Source organism: Dickeya sp. ws52 (genome assembly GCF_007210685.1).
GTDB classification, from domain to species: Bacteria; Pseudomonadota; Gammaproteobacteria; order Enterobacterales; family Enterobacteriaceae; genus Dickeya; species Dickeya chrysanthemi.
The window spans coordinates 153,345-170,778 of record NZ_SZVX01000011.1 but is presented as its reverse complement, the minus strand read 5'-3'; the positions used below and the strand labels follow the sequence as shown (position 1 = coordinate 170,778).

The 17,434-nt window shown below is 52.6% G+C and carries 15 protein-coding genes; 9 read left to right on the top strand and 6 right to left on the bottom strand.

What is annotated here, in order from left to right; genetic code table 11:
• Positions 1-290: 290 nt before the first annotated feature.
• From FDP13_RS12700 to FDP13_RS12675, 6 genes are read left to right on the top strand one after another with little or no spacing between them, the layout of a single operon-like run.
• Entirely contained in the window at positions 291-980 is a 690-nt protein-coding gene (locus FDP13_RS12700) for a TenA family transcriptional regulator (protein WP_033575550.1), read from the top strand.
• 17 nt (positions 981-997) lie between these two features.
• A complete protein-coding gene (gene cysK / locus FDP13_RS12695; protein WP_072033774.1) occupies positions 998-1,996 on the top strand; it encodes a cysteine synthase A in 999 nt (332 codons plus the stop codon).
• On the top strand, positions 1,993-3,243 hold the full coding sequence (locus FDP13_RS12690; protein ID WP_143839575.1) for an ATP-grasp domain-containing protein: 1,251 nt from the start codon (positions 1,993-1,995) through the stop codon (positions 3,241-3,243). Before cysK ends, FDP13_RS12690 begins: the two co-directional genes overlap by 4 nt.
• Positions 3,243-4,472: an MFS transporter gene (locus FDP13_RS12685; protein WP_143839574.1), complete on the top strand. Its 1,230-nt coding sequence runs from the start codon at positions 3,243-3,245 to the stop codon at positions 4,470-4,472. Before FDP13_RS12690 ends, FDP13_RS12685 begins: the two co-directional genes overlap by 1 nt.
• A complete protein-coding gene (locus FDP13_RS12680) occupies positions 4,465-5,040 on the top strand; it encodes a pyridoxamine 5'-phosphate oxidase family protein (protein ID WP_033575547.1) in 576 nt (191 codons plus the stop codon). The genes FDP13_RS12685 and FDP13_RS12680 overlap by 8 nt, the downstream gene beginning before the upstream one ends.
• The gene (locus tag FDP13_RS12675; RefSeq protein WP_143839573.1) at positions 5,037-5,822 is read left to right on the top strand and encodes a PhzF family phenazine biosynthesis protein; all 786 of its coding nucleotides are present in this window, start codon (positions 5,037-5,039) and stop codon (positions 5,820-5,822) included. Before FDP13_RS12680 ends, FDP13_RS12675 begins: the two co-directional genes overlap by 4 nt.
• A 183-nt stretch (positions 5,823-6,005) precedes the next feature.
• Here the strand turns inward: FDP13_RS12675 and FDP13_RS12670 are convergent, their stop codons facing one another.
• The 6 genes from FDP13_RS12670 to FDP13_RS12645 all read right to left on the bottom strand — a co-directional run bounded on the left by FDP13_RS12670 (position 6,006) and on the right by FDP13_RS12645 (position 13,965).
• Positions 6,006-7,037: a LacI family DNA-binding transcriptional regulator gene (locus FDP13_RS12670; RefSeq protein ID WP_027710936.1), complete on the bottom strand. Its 1,032-nt coding sequence runs from the start codon at positions 7,035-7,037 to the stop codon at positions 6,006-6,008.
• Positions 7,038-8,090 carry a carbohydrate ABC transporter permease gene (locus FDP13_RS12665; protein ID WP_033575545.1) on the bottom strand — a complete coding sequence of 351 codons (1,053 nt, stop codon included), beginning with the start codon at positions 8,088-8,090 and terminating at the stop codon, positions 7,038-7,040. It abuts the gene before it with no gap.
• Positions 8,091-8,102: 12 nt separating this feature from the next.
• Positions 8,103-9,104, bottom strand: coding sequence for a carbohydrate ABC transporter permease (locus tag FDP13_RS12660; RefSeq protein WP_143839572.1), 1,002 nt, complete (start codon positions 9,102-9,104; stop codon positions 8,103-8,105).
• 121 nt (positions 9,105-9,225) lie between these two features.
• Positions 9,226-10,326 carry an ABC transporter ATP-binding protein gene (locus tag FDP13_RS12655; RefSeq protein ID WP_033575544.1) on the bottom strand — a complete coding sequence of 367 codons (1,101 nt, stop codon included), beginning with the start codon at positions 10,324-10,326 and terminating at the stop codon, positions 9,226-9,228.
• Positions 10,327-10,373: 47 nt separating this feature from the next.
• Positions 10,374-11,483 carry a glycoside hydrolase family 105 protein gene (locus FDP13_RS12650; protein ID WP_143839571.1) on the bottom strand — a complete coding sequence of 370 codons (1,110 nt, stop codon included), beginning with the start codon at positions 11,481-11,483 and terminating at the stop codon, positions 10,374-10,376.
• 1 nt (position 11,484) lies between these two features.
• Positions 11,485-13,965 (bottom strand): hypothetical protein, encoded by a 2,481-nt coding sequence (locus FDP13_RS12645; RefSeq protein ID WP_143839570.1) that lies wholly within the window; start codon positions 13,963-13,965, stop codon positions 11,485-11,487.
• A 499-nt stretch (positions 13,966-14,464) separates the two neighbouring features.
• On the opposite strand from FDP13_RS12645, the gene FDP13_RS12640 reads away from it, so the two are divergent.
• From FDP13_RS12640 to FDP13_RS12630, 3 genes are read left to right on the top strand one after another with little or no spacing between them, the layout of a single operon-like run.
• A complete protein-coding gene (locus tag FDP13_RS12640; protein WP_033575560.1) occupies positions 14,465-15,772 on the top strand; it encodes an ABC transporter substrate-binding protein in 1,308 nt (435 codons plus the stop codon).
• A 31-nt stretch (positions 15,773-15,803) separates the two neighbouring features.
• Positions 15,804-16,352 (top strand): glucosamine kinase, encoded by a 549-nt coding sequence (locus FDP13_RS12635; RefSeq protein WP_143839569.1) that lies wholly within the window; start codon positions 15,804-15,806, stop codon positions 16,350-16,352.
• A complete protein-coding gene (locus FDP13_RS12630) occupies positions 16,349-17,278 on the top strand; it encodes a BadF/BadG/BcrA/BcrD ATPase family protein (protein WP_199886331.1) in 930 nt (309 codons plus the stop codon). The genes FDP13_RS12635 and FDP13_RS12630 overlap by 4 nt, the downstream gene beginning before the upstream one ends.
• Positions 17,279-17,434: the final 156 nt, after the last annotated feature.

Below are 17,434 nucleotides of genomic sequence, written 5' to 3'. Positions count from 1 at the left end.
AGCCTTGTAACGCAGCGATGCAGCAAATACCTGGGAGCTTACTCAAGTGAGTCACTGGGGTGAAGGACAAATCGGCATTAGCTGATTTGAACGCGGCTGCTGCGGCCCGTAGGGCAAGGCCCATTTATGGGCCGAGTAAGAAAGCCAACGCACCTGCAACTTAACGTATGAGGGGTATATTGTAATAGGAAAACTTGCATCCCATATTTCAGTCAGTTCGCCATATGTGATGAAAAAATGAAGTTATTTTTTTATTGCATTTTAATCAATTAAACAAAGGAAATGTAAGAATGTCATTACCTGTAGACTTAAAAGACCTCCTTGAGACCACAACTTATGCAATGAATGTTGCGGAACATCCTTATTTTTCAAAATTAATCAACGGGGAAATATCAAAACAGGGGTTCATTGACTCACAAATGCAATTCGCCCATTTAGTTCAATTTTTCTCTCGTCCAATGGCTTCTATGATTGCAAATATCCCCAATGCACAGAGAAGAATGAAAATTGTTGAGAATCTCTGGGAGGAACATGGTAAAGGCATACCTGATAAAATTCATGGTCGTACTATTTTAACGCTAATTGACAGACTAGGTGGCAATGCTAAAGATCTGGAAAAAACACCGATTTCCGCCAATATTGAAATATTCAATGTGGCGCTTAAAGGGATTGCAACTTTTGAAGATTACCGGTTAGCCGCTGCAGTATTCAGCAGCATAGAACGTATTTTTGTCGAGATATCCTCGCTAATTTGCCAGGCCATTATTAAGCATGACTGGCTGCCAGAAGAGAAAATCACCCATTATGCACTGCATAAAGAAATAGACATTGAACATGCAGAAGACTTTTTAGCAGTAGTAGAGGAAGACTGGGCCAATAATGATGAAGAAAGTAAAGAATTAATAGCTCGTGGCATCCGCTTAGGCGCTTCATTGTTTATGAACGTTTATACAAATTTCTCTCGTGAATTTAATTATTAATAAAATGAAGAATAAACATGAAAGAAAATAGTATTTTTTCAGCAACAGGCTCAACACCTATCATTAAGCTCAATAATATCACTGAAGGGTTTTATGCAAGTATTTTTGTAAAACTTGAATATCTTAACCCCTGGGGCTCAATTAAAGATCGCATAGCATTAGAGATAATAGAAAAAGCTGAACAAGATGGGCGTTTGAAGCCGGGTGGGCATGTTGTTGAGGCAACCAGTGGTAACACAGGTATTTCATTAGCCGCCGTCTGTGCTGCAAAAGGGTATCATTTAACCATCATTCTTCCAGAATTTGTTTCGATAGAACGTAAGATTTTGCTAAGGATGATGGGTGCCAATCTAATATTGACCCCAGAGGCACAAGGACTTGTCGGCCCGGTGGCGAAATCATTGGAGTACGTAGAGAACAATCCGGATGTTTTTGTCGTAGACCAAACACGAAATCCAGATAATCCAGGTGCACACCTTCGTACTGGTGAGGAAATATGGGAACAAACCGAAGGTGATATTGATATATTTATCGCAGCATCAGGAACAGGAGGACATATCAGTGGTATCGGTAATTACCTGAAATCACGCAAACCAGCAATAAAAGTTATTGCTGTTGAGCCAGAAGGGGCTGCGGTACTCTCTGGTAAAACTCCGCCAGGAGAAGCAACGGCTAATCATGGCCTAATCGGAATAGGCCCCGGATTTATTCCAAAAACGCTAGATCGTTCCGTTATCGATGGATATTCTATTGTTAATGTCGATCATGCCTACGATACAGCACGACGTATTATTGAAAAAGAAGGTCTATTGATAGGTGCATCTTCAGGTGCCGTCATTGCAGCAGCATTGGAAATGGCTGCTAACCCGGAAAATAAAGGGAAAAAAATATTAGTCATCGCCACCAGTCAAACGGAACGTTATCTTTCAACTTGTTTGGCTGACGAAGCACGCGCTTATGTTAATGAGTTAGTGCCACTCGCGGTAGAAGAAAAATTTATTGGTAAATTGCTATGAATGCAATTTTAATTGTTGACCCGCTCTCTGCAGGAGAGCGTTATATTCTTGCAGCCAAAAACCTTGGCTACCAAGTATTGGTATTACTGACGCGAGCAGAATCATTATATAAAAATTTACATGCTTCTTATGTTTCTCCTAATGGTTATTTTCACGAACAGGTGGAAAAATTTATCTGTGCTAATGACATTAAAGAGGCGATAGAAAAACTAGCACCGTATAAAAATAATATTAAAGCCGTTATCCCAGGTTCTGACGCAGGTGTCGAACTGGCAGATCATGTCGCATCGGCATTAGATCTACCGAGCAACTATCCCGATTTAGCGATGGCTCGTCGTGATAAAGGGATGATGAAAGACGCCGTTAGCAAAGCAGGCTTACGCGTAGCACAATATAAACGCGTAGATAATTTGACTAGTGGCCTTTCATTTTCAAGACAGATTGGTTATCCCGTCGTAGTTAAAACACCAACAGGTGCAGCCTCTTTCAATGTATTTATTTGTAACAATGACAGTGATTTTGAAATTGCATTTTTAAAAATCATTGGAAATTACGATCCATTCCAACGCAAACAAAATGATTGCATCATAGAAGAGTTTATCAATGGCACTGAATATGTAGTGAATTTATTCGCAAATGGTAATGATATTTATGTAACTGATATTTGGCAATACAGAAAGACAAAAAATCAATATGCATCAAATTTATATCAGGATACGTTTACTGTAGAGTGCAATGATCCTCGATATGCAGCCCTTAAAGAATATGCCAAAGGTGTAGTCAAAGCGACCGGCATAAAATATGGCCCTGTACATGGTGAGTTTTTTATTGATGCCAAAGGCCCTGTCATGGTCGAAATAGGCGCCAGGCCGGCAGGATTAGGGATGGCAACCATTTTTGCCGATACGGGTGCATTTGATGTATTTACAGAAACAGTTCTCTCTTATTTAGGTAATCAAGAGAAAGAAATATACGATGGAATAAACAACCATCCCGTATGGATAGTGAGTATTCCGAATACAGAAAGTGGTACTCTTCTGGGTATAGAAGGGCTAGATAACATTTCAAACATCAATCATTATTTCAGCCATAGTTGCTCTGTTAAAATAGGTGAATATATTTCCCCTACGGTAGATTTACTTACCTTACCAATAAGCATTTGGTTAACGGGTGCACCAAGCTTTTCTCTTGAAAGCGTCGCAGACACCATTAGAAAACGAATATCTTATAAGGTTAATACCGATTGATGAAAAATTTGCTATTTGCAATATTCACGCAAAGAACTCTGTTTTATGGTTTCCGCACCCTGTTATTTACCGAGTTATTATCACGTTCAGTAATAGCAGGGCAAAACGTTGGAAAAGTATATGGGATTTTCATTTCATCAGCCGTACTTCTTCCTATTTTAGGTGGGGTTATTGCTGACCGAACAGGCTCATTACATGCAGCTAAATTAGGTTTAAGCATGATGCTGATAGGAGGAATAGCGCTGATATTTCAAGCCAATAGCCCTATTTTTCTCTTATTGGCATTGATTATGCTGGCGGTTGGTCATGGTATATTTGACCCAGCCGCTGTGACTTGTGTGGCAGATATTGGCTCCATGGATAAAAATAACAATGGCATACATTTTAGATTGATGTTTTTTTGTGTAAATATGGGGGCTTTCATTGCGCCTTTAATTGTGTTTTTGACACCCCCTCAGCAAGGGATTCTCACGCTGTGCATTTTGGGTATAGCTGGACTGTTGGTATTACTCAGCACAACATTTAAATCTAACCCCAACGAGATGTTTAAAGAAAGTACCTTGCCTCTTCATGTTAAACCTCATTCAAATATGACTGTAGGACTCATTACAGTCAATATCATGCTGGCATTATTTTTAACTCAATTTGAACAAATCTGGAGTACTTTCTTTAAAGTTACCACTGATATTGGTTTTAGTTTTCAAGGAGAGAAACTACCTGCATCAATATTAGTCAGCCTTAATCCATTGTTATTTATGTTACTGACACCTGTCGCTGAGTTTATTATGCGTCGTTTTAAACCATCGGTGACATTAAAACTTTGGCTGGCAGCACCAATGATGGCTGCTTCATTCATATTTTTAGGTAATGGTGTCGTTGAAAGCAATAAATTTCACCTGGCTATTTTTATGACGCTGATTACTGCATCGGAGATACTGATACTGCCGACAGTCTATAATTACGCAGCTAATATTGTCGGTTCCCGCAACCGGGCAAGTAAATTGGGTCTAATGTCTGCTGGCATAGGTATTGGTTATTTTCTATCGGGTAGTTTGTCCGACCTTGTCCATCCCCAGGAAGATCCTTCGGCATACTTTTATGTTATGGGATTATCTTTCATGATAATAACGTCGATATTTTTATGGTTCTCTCGGAAAGTCTGGTTATATTCTGTTGATAAAACAGACAACTTTATAAACAATGAAAGTAAAAAGGCGAAGAATGTCTAATTTTTATGAACAACTAGATGAAAATTTAATTCACTTTATTCAACATCAGAAGATATTTTTTGTCGCTAGTGCTCCAAATAATGGTTTAATCAACCTATCTCCAAAAGGGATGGATACCTTTCTGGTTATTGACAAAAAAAATGTTGCCTTCATGAATTTTATTGGCAGTGGTAATGAAACTGCTGCACATTTATTGGAAAATGGCAGGCTGACAATTATGTTTTGTAGCTTTGAACAAGACCCTCTTATTCTGAGATTATATGGTAAAGGGCAGGTTATATACCCGGGAAATCCAGACTGGGGTCAATGGGAGCAACGTTTCGGCGGAGCCAGGCCAGGTAATCGTCAGGTTATTACCTTAAAAATATCGAGTGTGCAAACATCATGTGGTTTTTCTGTACCTTTCTATGAGTATAAAGGGGAGCGTACTATGCTGCTTGAATGGGGTATAAAAAAAGGCTTTGATGGAGTGCGTCAATATGCCATAAAAAATAACACTCGCTCGTGGGACGGACTTAGTACAGGACTAAATGAAGAATCATTTCCCTCCAGAGAAGAACATGAATGACACAATACACTCAAATTATTAGCAATGCCTTTTGTGAGCATTCATTTAGCGGTAACCCCGCTGCAACCATTATTTTAGATAAATGGTTACCTGATGACGTGATGCAAGCAATTGCTGCCCAAAATAATCTGCCGGAAACAACCTTTTTATACCCAACGGACACAAAGTGTGAAATTCGCTGGTTTACACCGCTAAAAGAGGTGTATATGGCAGGTCATGCTACACTTGCAGCAGCACATACCTTAAATGAGCATATTGCCGCCGGTAAAAAAGAAAGAATTAGTTTCTCCTGGCGCGATGGTATTTTTGATGTAACAAGAGAAGATGATATATATTGGATGGATTTCCCTTGCCAAAACCTATCGCCATTACCCAACATAGAGATATTAAAATCCATTACACTAAATTGTGTTGATGCTTATCACTGTACAGACACCATCATTATATTACCACATATTGATGACGTTATTTCATTTATACCCAACCCGGAAAAACTACTTGAATTACCTGGACGAGGCTTAGCAATAACTGCCTCTGGGTATGATTCCATTGACTACGTTAGTCGTTTTTTTTGCCCACGATTAGGTGTGCTTGAAGACCCGGTAACAGGTTCTTCTCATGCTATTTTAGCAAGATATTGGGCTGAAAAGCTTAACAAAAAAACGCTCCTTGCCGAACAATACTCACGGCAGCGCGGATATGTTCATGCTGAGGTAAAAGATATGTTTACACGCATTGGAGGGCGTGTCCGTCTTTTTTCCAATGGTACGATCCATATATAATTTCTTGTAAGTTTTTAAATACCTATACCCAAAATAATTCGAGTTGCAGGAAGACGGCAACGCAGCGAATCCCCAGGAGCTTACTCAAGTAAGTGACTGGGGTGAGCAAGGAGAGCCAACACACCTGCAACTTGAAATATGCCGGGTATAGGCATTTTTATCCCTCAATAATAACAGGCCGCATTAATTCCCCCGCACCGACTCCCTGACAACCAGATGCCCGGCCAGCTCGATACGCTGGGCGACGCCGAGCGCCTGTGCAGGCAGCAGTTGTTGAGTCAGCAGGTGCAGCGCAGCGCGCGCCATCTCTTCGAACGGCAAACGCACCGTGGTGAGCGACAGCGGCAGCATATCGAGCGGCAGGATGTCGTCCATCCCCATTACCGAGATATCGTCCGGCACCCGCAGACCGTGCTGGCTGAGCGCATCGGCCACGCCGATGGCCTGATTATCGGCGGCGCAGAAAATGGCGGTCACGCCCAGCCGGTCCGGGTGGCGGGCCAGCCAGTCGAGCAACGCGTCGCGAGCGGTCAACGGCTGGAAATCCGGCAGTGACAGAATCAGCCGTTCATCCGGTGCGATAGCGGCCTGCGCCAGCGCGCTGCGATAGCCGCGCTCACGTTCGCGGATGGTCTGACGCGAAGGCCAGGTCAGGTGCAGGATACGACGATGCCCCTGTGCTATCAGATAGCGCACCGCCGCCGTCGCCGCATAGTAGTTGGCCGGCATCACGGTGTTAAGCCGCATGGTCGGGTCTTCGCCGTTGATCAATACCGCCGGTACGCCGCTTTCCGCCACCGCGTTCAGCAACGTCGGATGGTCGTCATTGACGATCAGAATGCCGTTGGCCTTGCCGCCCCGCAGCGCCTGCAACAATTGCTGTTCATTGATGCTGTCCGGCTCGCCGACAAACGGACTGAGCTGGATATTGCGCTGCTGGCACAGGGTTTTCAGCCGGTTAATCAGCGTCAGCGACACCAGATTAAGGTCGTTTTCCAGCATCAGATTCCGTGGCGTCGCCAGCATAATGTGCCGCAGCGGCTCCGGGGTCTCGGCCGTTTTGTTCGTCTTATGCAGCGGATAGCCCTGCTCAACGGCGATCGCCATAATCTGCTGGCGTACTTTGGCGCTGATGGGCGCAGTGCCGTTCAGCACCCGCGATACCGTACTGATCGACACGCCCGCGCGCTCGGCGATGTCCTTAAGCGTCGTCATTTATTTCATTCCTGTGCTGGCAATACCGGTGGTGATGTATTTTTGCAGGAACACAAACACCGCCGTCACCGGCAGCAGCGACAACATGGTCATCGCCAGAATATAGTGCCACTGCACCGAGAACTGCCCCTGAAACGCATTCAAACCGATTTGCAGCGTGAAGTTATCCTGGCTGGACAACACAATCAGCGGCCACAGGAAATCGTTCCAACGCCAGATAACCGAGAAGATCGCCAGCACCGCCAGCGCCGGCGCGGTGAGCGGCAGAATGATCTTCCAGTAGATGCGAAACTCGCTGGCGGCATCGATACGCGCGGCTTCGATCAGCTCATCCGGAATCGTCAGCATGTACTGACGCAGCAAGAATACCCCGGTGGGCGTGGCGACCGTCGGGATAATCACCCCCCACAAGTTGTCGCCCATCCGCAGGCCGATCACCACCAGAAAGGTCGGCACCATCACCACCGACAGCGGGATCATCATGGTAGACAGAAACAGCGTCAGCACCGTGCCGCGCCCGCGAAACTCGTATTTCGCCAGCGCAAATGCCGCCATCGAACTGAGCAGCAGCGTCAGCAGCGTCGCCATCACCGTCACGAACACGGTGTTTTTCAGGTAGGTGGTGAAGTGGAATTTCGACATCGGCGTAGTGTAGTTGTCGGTTTCCAGATGCAAGGTTTTCTGCGGCGTCAGGTTTTGCACCGGCACCCGTATCACCTCTTGCGGCGCTTTAGGATCGACCATTTGCGCCAGCAAACCAATGCGCCGCACCATCGCCAGCGTCTTGTTGCTGCCGTCGTCCTGCTTCGCCTGCCACAGTTCCAGCGGTTTCGGGTAATCGGGCAACGTGACGGTACTGGCGGCCTCCGGCAGAAAACTGGGCGGAAAACGGTTGATTTCCGACGGCGTTTTCAGCGACGACATCGCCGCCCACATTACCGGAATCAACACCAGCAACGTACCGACCACCAGCCACATCCAGCTCAGGATGTCGGTGATGTGAATCCGCCCCGGATAACGGGTGCGGGTAAGAAACGTGATGATCTTCATCATGCCGACTCCCGGTTATTTTTTGCCTTCCAGACGGCGGGTGAGCAGAAACTGCAACGCCGTCAGGATCATCAACACCAGCCCCATCAGCACCGAGGCCGCCGACGCCAGCCCGTACAGCGACGCATTGGACGAAAACGCGGTCTGATAGATGTACTGCACAATAAAGTTGTTGGCGGTGCCCGGCCCGCCGCCGTTGGTCAATACCCAAGCTTCATCGAAAATCTGCACGCTGTGAATGGTCAACAGGATAACCACCACCAGAATATTGGGTGCCAGCAGCGGCAGCGTCAGCGTATAGAAACCGCGCCAGCGTGACGTGCCGTCCACCGCCGCCGCCTCATAGATATCGCGGGGGATGGCCTGTAACCCGGCCAGCAGAATCAGGGTATAAAAGCCGACGTGAAACCACACCGATACGAACACCACCCAAAAACGCGCCAGCGACGGCTCCAGCAAAAAGGTCACCGGCTGACCGCCCAGCGACGACAACACCAGATTCAGCAACCCGTTGCGGTTAAGAAACCACTGCCACACCAGCCCCACCACCACCGGCGACAGCAACACCGGGTAGAAGAAAATGGCGCGGAAAAAGCCGCGGGCGATGATCTTACGATTGAGGATCAGCGCGGTCACCAGCGCGACGCCGAGCGTAAAGACGACATTGAAAAAGGTGAAGGAGGCGGTGTTGTAGATACCGGTCCAGAACAGGTCCTGCTCACAGGTCGACGGCATCGTATACTGCTCGCAGCGCAGCAGAGTGGCGAAGTTCTGCAACCCGACGTACGGCCGGTCCCACAGCAGGATGTTGGTGCCGCCGGTAAAGGCGTAGCACACCGCCAGCAGAATCGGAATGAATACGAACACGGCGAACAACAACATGTTCGGTGCGATGAAAAACCACGGCATTACCCGGCGACCGCCGAATTTTTGCAGCAGATTGACCGATCTTTCCACCGGCGTCACCAGCGTATCGACCAATGACGCACCGGGCTGAATCAGCGATTTTCGGTTCATGGTTGTCTCCCAATCATGATGTTTTGCTCATGGTTTTTTTTCGCTCACGGCTGTTTTTCGCTCACAGCGGTTTTTCGTTCTTTCGCCCACGGCGGCTTGCACGCGCCGCGCGCCGCCGCCGTCAGGCATCCTGTTCGCCCAGGCGCGGCAACGTTTGGCCGCTTTCGGCGTCAAACAGGTGGCAATAGCTCTCAGGGAAGCGAACGAACACCAGCTCGCCGGTACGGAATTCGTGATGCCCCGGCAGATGCACGATCATCTCATCCTCGATGCCGGCACAGCGGCCATAGATAAAGGTTTCATGCCCCATCATTTCGCAGCGGTCGATGCACAACGACACGCCCTCGTCATGCTCTTTCACCAGTTGGCAGTGCGACGGCCGAATACCCAACTCCACCGTTTTGCCCTCTTCGCCGCGAAACGGCAGGCGCAGCAGGTCGCCGGACGGACAACGCACCTCCACCCCGTCGTCCGAGGCGCTGCTGATGGTGGCGCGAAACATGTTCATGCGCGGCGAACCGATGAACCCGGCGACGAACTTGTTTTTCGGCCGGTTGAACAGCTCCAGCGGCGTCCCTACCTGTTCGATGCGGCCGCCGTTGAGTACCACGATACGTTGCGCCATCGTCATCGCTTCAATCTGATCGTGGGTGACGTAAATCATGGTGGTGCGTAACTTTTGGTGCAGGCGGGTCAGTTCACCACGGGTTTGCACCCGCAGTTTGGCGTCCAGGTTGGATAAGGGTTCGTCGAACAGGAACAGGTCCGGGTCGCGTACGATGGCGCGGCCGATCGCCACGCGCTGCTGCTGCCCGCCGGACAACGCCCGTGGCTTGCGATCCAGATAGGGTTCCAGCCCCAACATGCGGGCGGCCTCCTCAATGCGCCGCTCGATTTCATCTTTCGGGAAATGCAGGTTTTCCAGCCCGAACGCCAGATTTTTACGCACCGACAAATGCGGATACAGCGCGTAAGACTGGAACACCATCGCGATTTTTCGCTCCGCCGGGCTGAGGTCGTTAACCTTGCGATCGCCGATCCACAGCTCGCCGTCGGTGATGGGCTCCAGGCCGGCGATCATCCGTAATAACGTGGACTTGCCGCAGCCAGACGGCCCGACAAACACCATGAATTCCCCGTCGCGGATGGTCAAATCCACGCCTTTGATAATCTGTATCGACCCATAGCTTTTATGGACGTTTTTCAGTTCCAGACTCGCCATCACCGCTTCCTCCAACCTGTTTCTGTTTTCAAACCCAGTTCTGTTTTTCAAACAGAATGTCGCTGCGCCAGCAGCATCAGCATGACCAGCGCCTGCCCGTACGGCACGGCGACATTGGGGATATCGTGATAAAACTGTAGGTCGTGCCCCATCGCCGTCCCATCCGACACGCCCTGTACCACACCCTGTTCATCAATTTGCGCCACTACCGCCGCCAGCCCTTTATCCAGCACCTCCTGCGGGAAATCCGCCAGCATACCGAGCCGACGCGCCGTCAAAATACCGGCGATGAAGCCGGCGCTGGCGGACGTTTCCAGCGGTGAATCCGGATCGTTAAGCAGCGTGTGCCACAACCCCGACGGGTGCTGACACACCGCCAGCGCGCGCGTCTGCTGGGTGAGAATCGCCTCCAGTGTGCGGCGTACCGGCACCGAGAGCGGCGAATCCGCCAGAGAGCAAATTTCCGGCAGCACCAGCGTGACCCAGGCATTCCCGCGCCCCCAGAATGCGCCGGCGTAGTGATGGCGGCCCAGGAACGTCCAGCCGTGATACCACAGCCCGGTGGTGGCATCCGCCAGATAGCGGGCATGGGTCAGCAACTGGTACTCCGCCTCTTCCAGCAGTTCGCGGCGTTTGAGCACCCCGGCGCTGACCACCAGGAACAGCCCGGCCATAAATAACGTGTCGTCCCACAGTTGCCCGGTATTGGGGCGCTCTTTCACCGTGTGCTGGAAACCGCCGTCCTCGGTTTTCGGCAGCGAATGCAGCAGCCAGTCGGCCCACTCCTCCACCGCCGCCAGCCAGTGTGGACGCGGGTTATCGCGACACAGCAACGCCAGCACCAGCATCGGTGCGGTGGAGTTGATTTGGCGCGGCGGCAGCCCGGCCTGCAATTTTTGTTCGTACCACTGCTCCAGCGCCGCCAGCATGGCGTGGTCCTGCCGCTGTTGCGCCAGTTTCCAGAAGCCGTACAACCCGACGCCGACTTCCCAGTCCCACTCTTCAAACTGGATAGTCAGCGCGTCGCGGGTCTGTGCACCGTCGCTCACGCTCACGCTGTCGATGGCCTTCAGGCGGCAGAACGCCAGCGCCACCTTATCCAGCAGCGCATCAATCTGCCGGCTGCCGGCGGCTGCGCTCATAGCTTGTGTTGTCATGTTACCGATCCTCCTCGGTACGCTCGGGAATCACCGACACCGTGTCGGGAAAAACAAAAGGATGATGATTGACGGCAAAACCGCTCGCCGGATGCCAGCGCATCAGGCCGTAATCCGGGTCGTCGAACTGTACGGCGCCGTCGTCCGTCCACTGTGCCTGACGGCGGCGAAAGCGCGCGATAAACGCCGGAAAATCCGCCGTGCCCTGCCCGCTGTCCACCGCGATGTACCAGACGTTGCGCTCGCCTTCGGCACGTAATTCGCTGTCCGGCTGCCCGCCGTCCGGCGTGTAAGGTTGCAGCCCGGCCGGATTGTGCAGCGCCGCGTAACCGTTGCCGCCGCGCACAAAGCACCAGTTCGGCTCCACGACGACCTCGTCCAGCGCGGTACGCGGCAGGTAAAGGTGAGTCCAGCGGCGCAGATCCTGCTGCAAGTCGAAGACAATCCAGGCGCGATTGCGGTGCTGCATCACATGCGGCAGGCGGCCGTTACCCGCCCAATAAGACGGGCGATGCACGCCGTCCGGGCGATCCTCGCCGGGATGGTTCACCCACAACCGCGCGGCATAATGACGGCCGAGACGGATATCCAGCACATGCTGCTGGTGCCCCGGCTGGCCGGGGTGGTGGTCGAATACCGAAGAAAACGCCACGTCCGGCTGTTTCCAGGCGATGACGCGGGCGCTACGGTTCAACCCCTGCACCCAACGCGCCTGCGCCCCCTGCGGCGATCGCCAATCAGCGATAGCGTAGCTTTCCTCCGGCGGCTGGTACTGACTCAGGCACAGCAACGGCAAAGCCGCGCAATGCGGAATCAGCCAGCCCTCGCCCCAGACAAGCGCGCACAGCCCGGACAACTCGGTCAACATGCCGGAGCGCAGCTCCTTGTCGTACGCGCGCCCCATCGTGCCGACCGCCACACCGTTTTGATGTACCCAGGCGGTCATCAGCAGAATGCGGTCGATCACCGTGCGGGCGCGTTCGCGCAGGCTGTCGTCGCAGGCCAGCTCGGCTAACGCCACCAGCCCGATTAAATCGATGGGGTAGTACGCCGCGGAATTCCACTCCACCAGCCCGTGTTCCAGAATGGCGTCGAACCATCTGTCCAACCGTTGACGGGCGATGGCCTGCTGTTCGCGTCCTTTACGGCCGCTGCACACGAACACCGCATCGGGAAAGTTTTGCCCGGCCAGATACTGCGCGACGTGGAAGCACAGGCAGTGGTTTTCGCTCCAGAACCACATGGTGTCGTTGCCCGGTTCGTCGATCCAGTAACGAAAACCCAGGATCGCGCTGCGTACGCGCCGCCAGTCATGGGCGGCCAGCCGCTGGCCCTGATAGCGTTGCCACAGCCAGATCAGCGGCACCAGTTGAAAGTCGGCGCAGTCTTCCCGGCGGCTGATTTTGTGCAGCGCCTGATTGAGGATAGGCATCATGTCCGCCGTTCCTTCGCCGGTGGCGAACATCGCCAGTACCCGGCCGATGCGCTCAAAGCCGTGCAACGCGGTGTGGCGCAGCAGATAATCGCGCCGGGCGTCCAGCGTCGCCAATGCCGGCATGGCGCGTGCAGACAACGTTTGCGTCGGCAGGCGCCCGAAACTGACCGTGCGCGTCAGGGTCATGTCGCCACACCGCACACGGCAGACCAGGTCGTAATAGCCGACCAGCCCCGTCGGCAGCGCGACCTGCCAGCCGCTATTGCCCGCCGCCAGCGACAACGCCTGCTGCCAGGGCGGCATCGACTCGTTAACGTTGCACGCCAGTTGATGATGTACCTCGACCGCTTCCGGCAAGGGGGCGGCGGCACGCAAGGTCAGGGTGTCGCTGTCGGTCAGGTTCTCGACCAGCGACAGGTTGTTGATCCAGTTATCCAGCGCCCACATGCGTTCGCTGCAGGACGCATCCGGCGCCACCTGCCAACGCAGCGGCGTTTCGCCGAGATAGCGCAGGCTGAATAAATAGTCGGTATCGCGCTCGCATAGCTCTTCGGTATGCACCACCAGCGTGTTCAGCCCCAGTTGTAAGGGCAGCGTCAGCTCGCATTGCTGCTCGGTGTTGCGGCTGAACGGGGTAAAACGGCAAATCCGTCGGCCATTCAGCCAGACGGTCACGCCGCCGCAGGTAGAGAGCTGGAAGGGCGCTGTTTGCAGGCTATCGCTGTACAGATAACACCGGGCGAAGCGTTGTACATGGGTAGGGCACGGCCAGAAATCGCTGAAATTGACCGACTGGCTGTCATCGCCGCCGCTCCACAGGGTGCGAAAACGCAGTTGCTCCGGCAGATTGACTTCACGCGGCGCCGTTTCCCGCAAAAAACGTACCCGGCAAGGCAAAACGCCGACATCGACAAAGCCATTAATAAAGCGATAGTTGACATTATCCGGCAAGGTATCCGCTTCTGCAGGATAATATTTCTCCTCCAGGTCGGTAATCATAAACCGGTTAACCACGCTGTTTTTCTTTAACATCCAACCGATATTCATGGTGAATCCTTGTTACCGAGCGAATGAATAAATGAAATATCAAAAAATTTATTACCCAATAAAAAATACCAATGGCTAAGAAATACCTAATGAACTTTATTTGCACTGTTATTGTGCGCACTGCGCCTTTATTTGGCGCAACGTCTTTTTCAATACCAGACTCAGTATGAGTACGCAATTAATGCAAATTTGCATAATTTGGTAATTTGCATGTTAACATCGTATTTTTGCATTATAGAGTAAATTATCGCGTGAACAATATGCGATTCTTATCACAAAAAGACATTGACTCAGCGATTAGTCGAAATATATTTAATATGCTTCACAAAAAAGGACGCTATTTTTGTTCATGATGAGTCGCAAAATGGACCATTCATGCAAATTTGCATTGATACATCAGGGACTGTCGGATATATCCGAGGCCATCAGTCAATAATGCCAACGCGCCTGCAGCCTGACCCATGCCGGGTCAGCTATTTATAATGGGTGGGAGAGAATGATGAATCGCTATCAGCACGCACTGTTATTTTCCTTCATGACGCTGGGCGCCGTTGCCAGCAGCAACGCCATCGCCGAAAAAACACAGATTACGTTTTTATATAGCGACGATGACCCGGAACTGGTCCATTTCATGGAACAGAAGGTGAAGACGTTTTCACAAAACAACGATCACATCGACGTGAATTTCGTCAGCACCGGCTATAACGCACTGCAAACGCAATTGCCGATGCAACTGGCCGCCGGTCTCGGGCCGGATATCGCCAAAACCACCCAGATGGGCCTGCTCTCCTACACGCTTGACCTGCGCCCGTATCTGGCCGACCCGGCCGGTTTTGAAAAACGCTACGGCGCCGGCATTGAAAAAATCATGCGCATCAAAGGGGTACACAAAGATAACGCACTGCCCGGCTTCGTCGCCTCCTGGACGGCCGACCTGCCGTTCGTTAACGTCACGCTGTTCCAGCAGGCCGGCGTGCCGCTGCCGCAACCGGGTTACACCCTGGAACAACTGATGCAGGCGTCAAAACAGGTGGCGGCCAAAACCGGCGTCGCCATTCCCTTTACCATCGACCGTAGCGGCTTTCGTTTCTCCGGTCCGGCTTATTCTTACGGCACACGCTACGAAAAAGACGGTCTGATCAACTTCCCGGATGCCGCCGCGCAGGCGTGGATCAAGGATCTGAAACGTTGGTCGGACGAGGGCATTTTCCCGCGTGAAATGTGGGGCGCCGCCGGCGGCGGTCAGTACAAGAGCATGGCGGACGACTTCGTGAACGGCAACATCGTCACCTACTTCTCCGGCAACTGGCAGTTAAACCAATTCAGCAAGCAAATCGGCAACGGTTTCGACTGGAAAATGCTGCCGGCGCCCTGCAAGGAAAAATGTATTTCGATGGGCGGCGCCACCTTTATCATGCCGTTTAAGACCAGCAAACACCCGAAAGAAGTGGCGGAGTTTATGGAATGGCTGGGTAGCGACGCCATCCAGCGTGAAATCGGCGAGCGCTTCAACATTATTGTCGGCGCCGATATTCCCGATCTGCACTATCAGACCAAGGATCAGCACGTGATCGACGGGCTGAACACCGCCCGTACCGAGATAGCCCACATCCCGGCTTACGTGTTCGACTGGGAAAAAATGGAAAGTCTGGGCGGCAACGAGCTGTACCCAATTATCCTGACCCGTTTCACCCAATATCTGAACAATCAGGTGTCCTACGACGAGTATCTGCGCCTGACGGAAAACGACGTGAAACGCCTGAATCAAACCATCGCCGCCAACCGGCAGCAGCAGAAAGCCCAGTAATGGACCAGTAATGGACCAGTAATGGAGAAGTATGAAACACCCGTTGATTCAGTTGCCGATTGATGGCGATGCTCCGTTTGACTGGCAGAGGGAAAGCGCCCTCTGCCTGCAACGGTGGCCGAATGAAGACCGTTTTCTGGTTGTCACCGGCACCTTCACCCGGTTGCTGTGCTGGCGGCAGGGGCGGCTGCAACACTACGGCGGCAGCCTGTTTCCGGTAGGCGACCCGGCCAGCCAGGCACGTCTGGGGTTATGGGGCGTACAGGCGATGTTGCAGGCGGTAGAGGGCATAACGCCGATGACACCGCTGGCCGGCACCTTGTTTACCCGTTTCAATAACCATATCGAACAGGTCGTCGAGTGGTCAAAACAGGCCAACGCCGACGATTACGCTGCACGGGCAAACGATATTCTCACGCAGCCGGATGACCCGCTGGCAGTGCCGTTACTGCAACGCTGTGCCCGCGAGCTGGCGGCGCTGCTGCGCCTGCCGGAGGTTCAACCGCCGGAGCGGGTCTGCTTTAGCGGCGCGCTGGCGGCGGCCTGTCTTCCTTATTTTACCCTGGAGGCACGCTCATGACCGCCGCACCTTATGCCGGAGCAAGGCCTTATGCCGGAGAAAGGCCTTATACCGATGAAAGGCTGTACGCCGGCGTCGATGGCGGCGGCACCGGTTGTCGGGCGCGTATCTATCGGGCTGACGGCACGCCGCTCGGTCAGGGCGTGGGCGGTCGCGCTAATCTGTTGCTGGGGGTAGAAACGGTGCGTCAGGCGGTGGATGACGCACTGGCGCAGGCACTGAAGCACAGCGGATTGCATGAACAGGACCGTACGCGCCTGCACGTTGGGCTGGCGCTGGCCGGTGCCGAACACCGTAGCGCTTATCGGGCCTTTCTGGCCCTGCCGTCGCCTGATGCCGTACAGGTATTAAATACCGATGCGTTGGGTGCCTGTCTGGCGGTCAATCAGGGTGACGATGCCGGGGTGGTGATCGCCGGCACCGGTTCTTGTGGGCTGGCCTGGCACCAACGCACCATCACCGCCTACGGCGGCCACGAATTTCCGATTTCCGATCAAGGCAGCGGGGCGCGCCTCGGGCTCGCCGCCCTGCAATACCTGTGGGGCGTCAGGCAAGGTTGGGCCGAGCCATCGGCATTAAGTCAGCAACTGGCGTTACCATTTGATAACGACGCGGACGCCGCAGTCTGGCTGGATCAGGCCAAGCCGGGCGACTACGCCCGCTTTGCGCGGCCGGTGTTTGACTGCGCCCGTCAGGGCGATGCACTGGCGACCAGCCTGTTACAGCAGACCGCGTACGAAATTGAAGGGCTGCTGGCCGCGGTGGCGACGCAGTCACCGCCCCGGATGGCGTTGATGGGCAGCATCGGTCTGAACATCCGCCCCTGGCTGGCCGAACGCTGGCAACAACGGCTGTCGCCGCCCGATGGCGATGCGCTGGACGGCGCGCGGCTGATCGCCGTGCACGGCTACGCGCTCTACGCCTGATGCCTCGCCCCTGACCTTCACTTTTTCTGCGCCACCCAGGGGCGAGCGGCTACATGCCTCGCGCCCCTGTATACCGACACCGCTCAAATCAAACCAGAATAACGACGATGACCTCATCCGGTCGCGCTCTCCCGGCAAGTTAGACGCCTCATTCCC

What these genes read in the sequence shown, in the direction of transcription:
- cysK (WP_072033774.1), top strand. Translation starts at nt 998, where the DNA reads ATGAAAGAAAATAGTATTTTTTCAGCAACAGGCTCAACACCTATCATT.
- FDP13_RS12630 (WP_199886331.1), top strand. Translation starts at nt 16,349, where the DNA reads ATGACCGCCGCACCTTATGCCGGAGCAAGGCCTTATGCCGGAGAAAGG.
- FDP13_RS12670 (WP_027710936.1), bottom strand. Translation starts at nt 7,037, where the DNA reads ATGACGACGCTTAAGGACATCGCCGAGCGCGCGGGCGTGTCGATCAGT.
- FDP13_RS12700 (WP_033575550.1), top strand. Translation starts at nt 291, where the DNA reads ATGTCATTACCTGTAGACTTAAAAGACCTCCTTGAGACCACAACTTAT.
- FDP13_RS12635 (WP_143839569.1), top strand. Translation starts at nt 15,804, where the DNA reads ATGAAACACCCGTTGATTCAGTTGCCGATTGATGGCGATGCTCCGTTT.
- FDP13_RS12660 (WP_143839572.1), bottom strand. Translation starts at nt 9,104, where the DNA reads ATGAACCGAAAATCGCTGATTCAGCCCGGTGCGTCATTGGTCGATACG.
- FDP13_RS12655 (WP_033575544.1), bottom strand. Translation starts at nt 10,326, where the DNA reads ATGGCGAGTCTGGAACTGAAAAACGTCCATAAAAGCTATGGGTCGATA.
- FDP13_RS12690 (WP_143839575.1), top strand. Translation starts at nt 1,993, where the DNA reads ATGAATGCAATTTTAATTGTTGACCCGCTCTCTGCAGGAGAGCGTTAT.
- FDP13_RS12675 (WP_143839573.1), top strand. Translation starts at nt 5,037, where the DNA reads ATGACACAATACACTCAAATTATTAGCAATGCCTTTTGTGAGCATTCA.
- FDP13_RS12650 (WP_143839571.1), bottom strand. Translation starts at nt 11,483, where the DNA reads ATGACAACACAAGCTATGAGCGCAGCCGCCGGCAGCCGGCAGATTGAT.
- FDP13_RS12665 (WP_033575545.1), bottom strand. Translation starts at nt 8,090, where the DNA reads ATGATGAAGATCATCACGTTTCTTACCCGCACCCGTTATCCGGGGCGG.
- FDP13_RS12680 (WP_033575547.1), top strand. Translation starts at nt 4,465, where the DNA reads ATGTCTAATTTTTATGAACAACTAGATGAAAATTTAATTCACTTTATT.
- FDP13_RS12640 (WP_033575560.1), top strand. Translation starts at nt 14,465, where the DNA reads ATGAATCGCTATCAGCACGCACTGTTATTTTCCTTCATGACGCTGGGC.
- FDP13_RS12645 (WP_143839570.1), bottom strand. Translation starts at nt 13,965, where the DNA reads ATGAATATCGGTTGGATGTTAAAGAAAAACAGCGTGGTTAACCGGTTT.
- FDP13_RS12685 (WP_143839574.1), top strand. Translation starts at nt 3,243, where the DNA reads ATGAAAAATTTGCTATTTGCAATATTCACGCAAAGAACTCTGTTTTAT.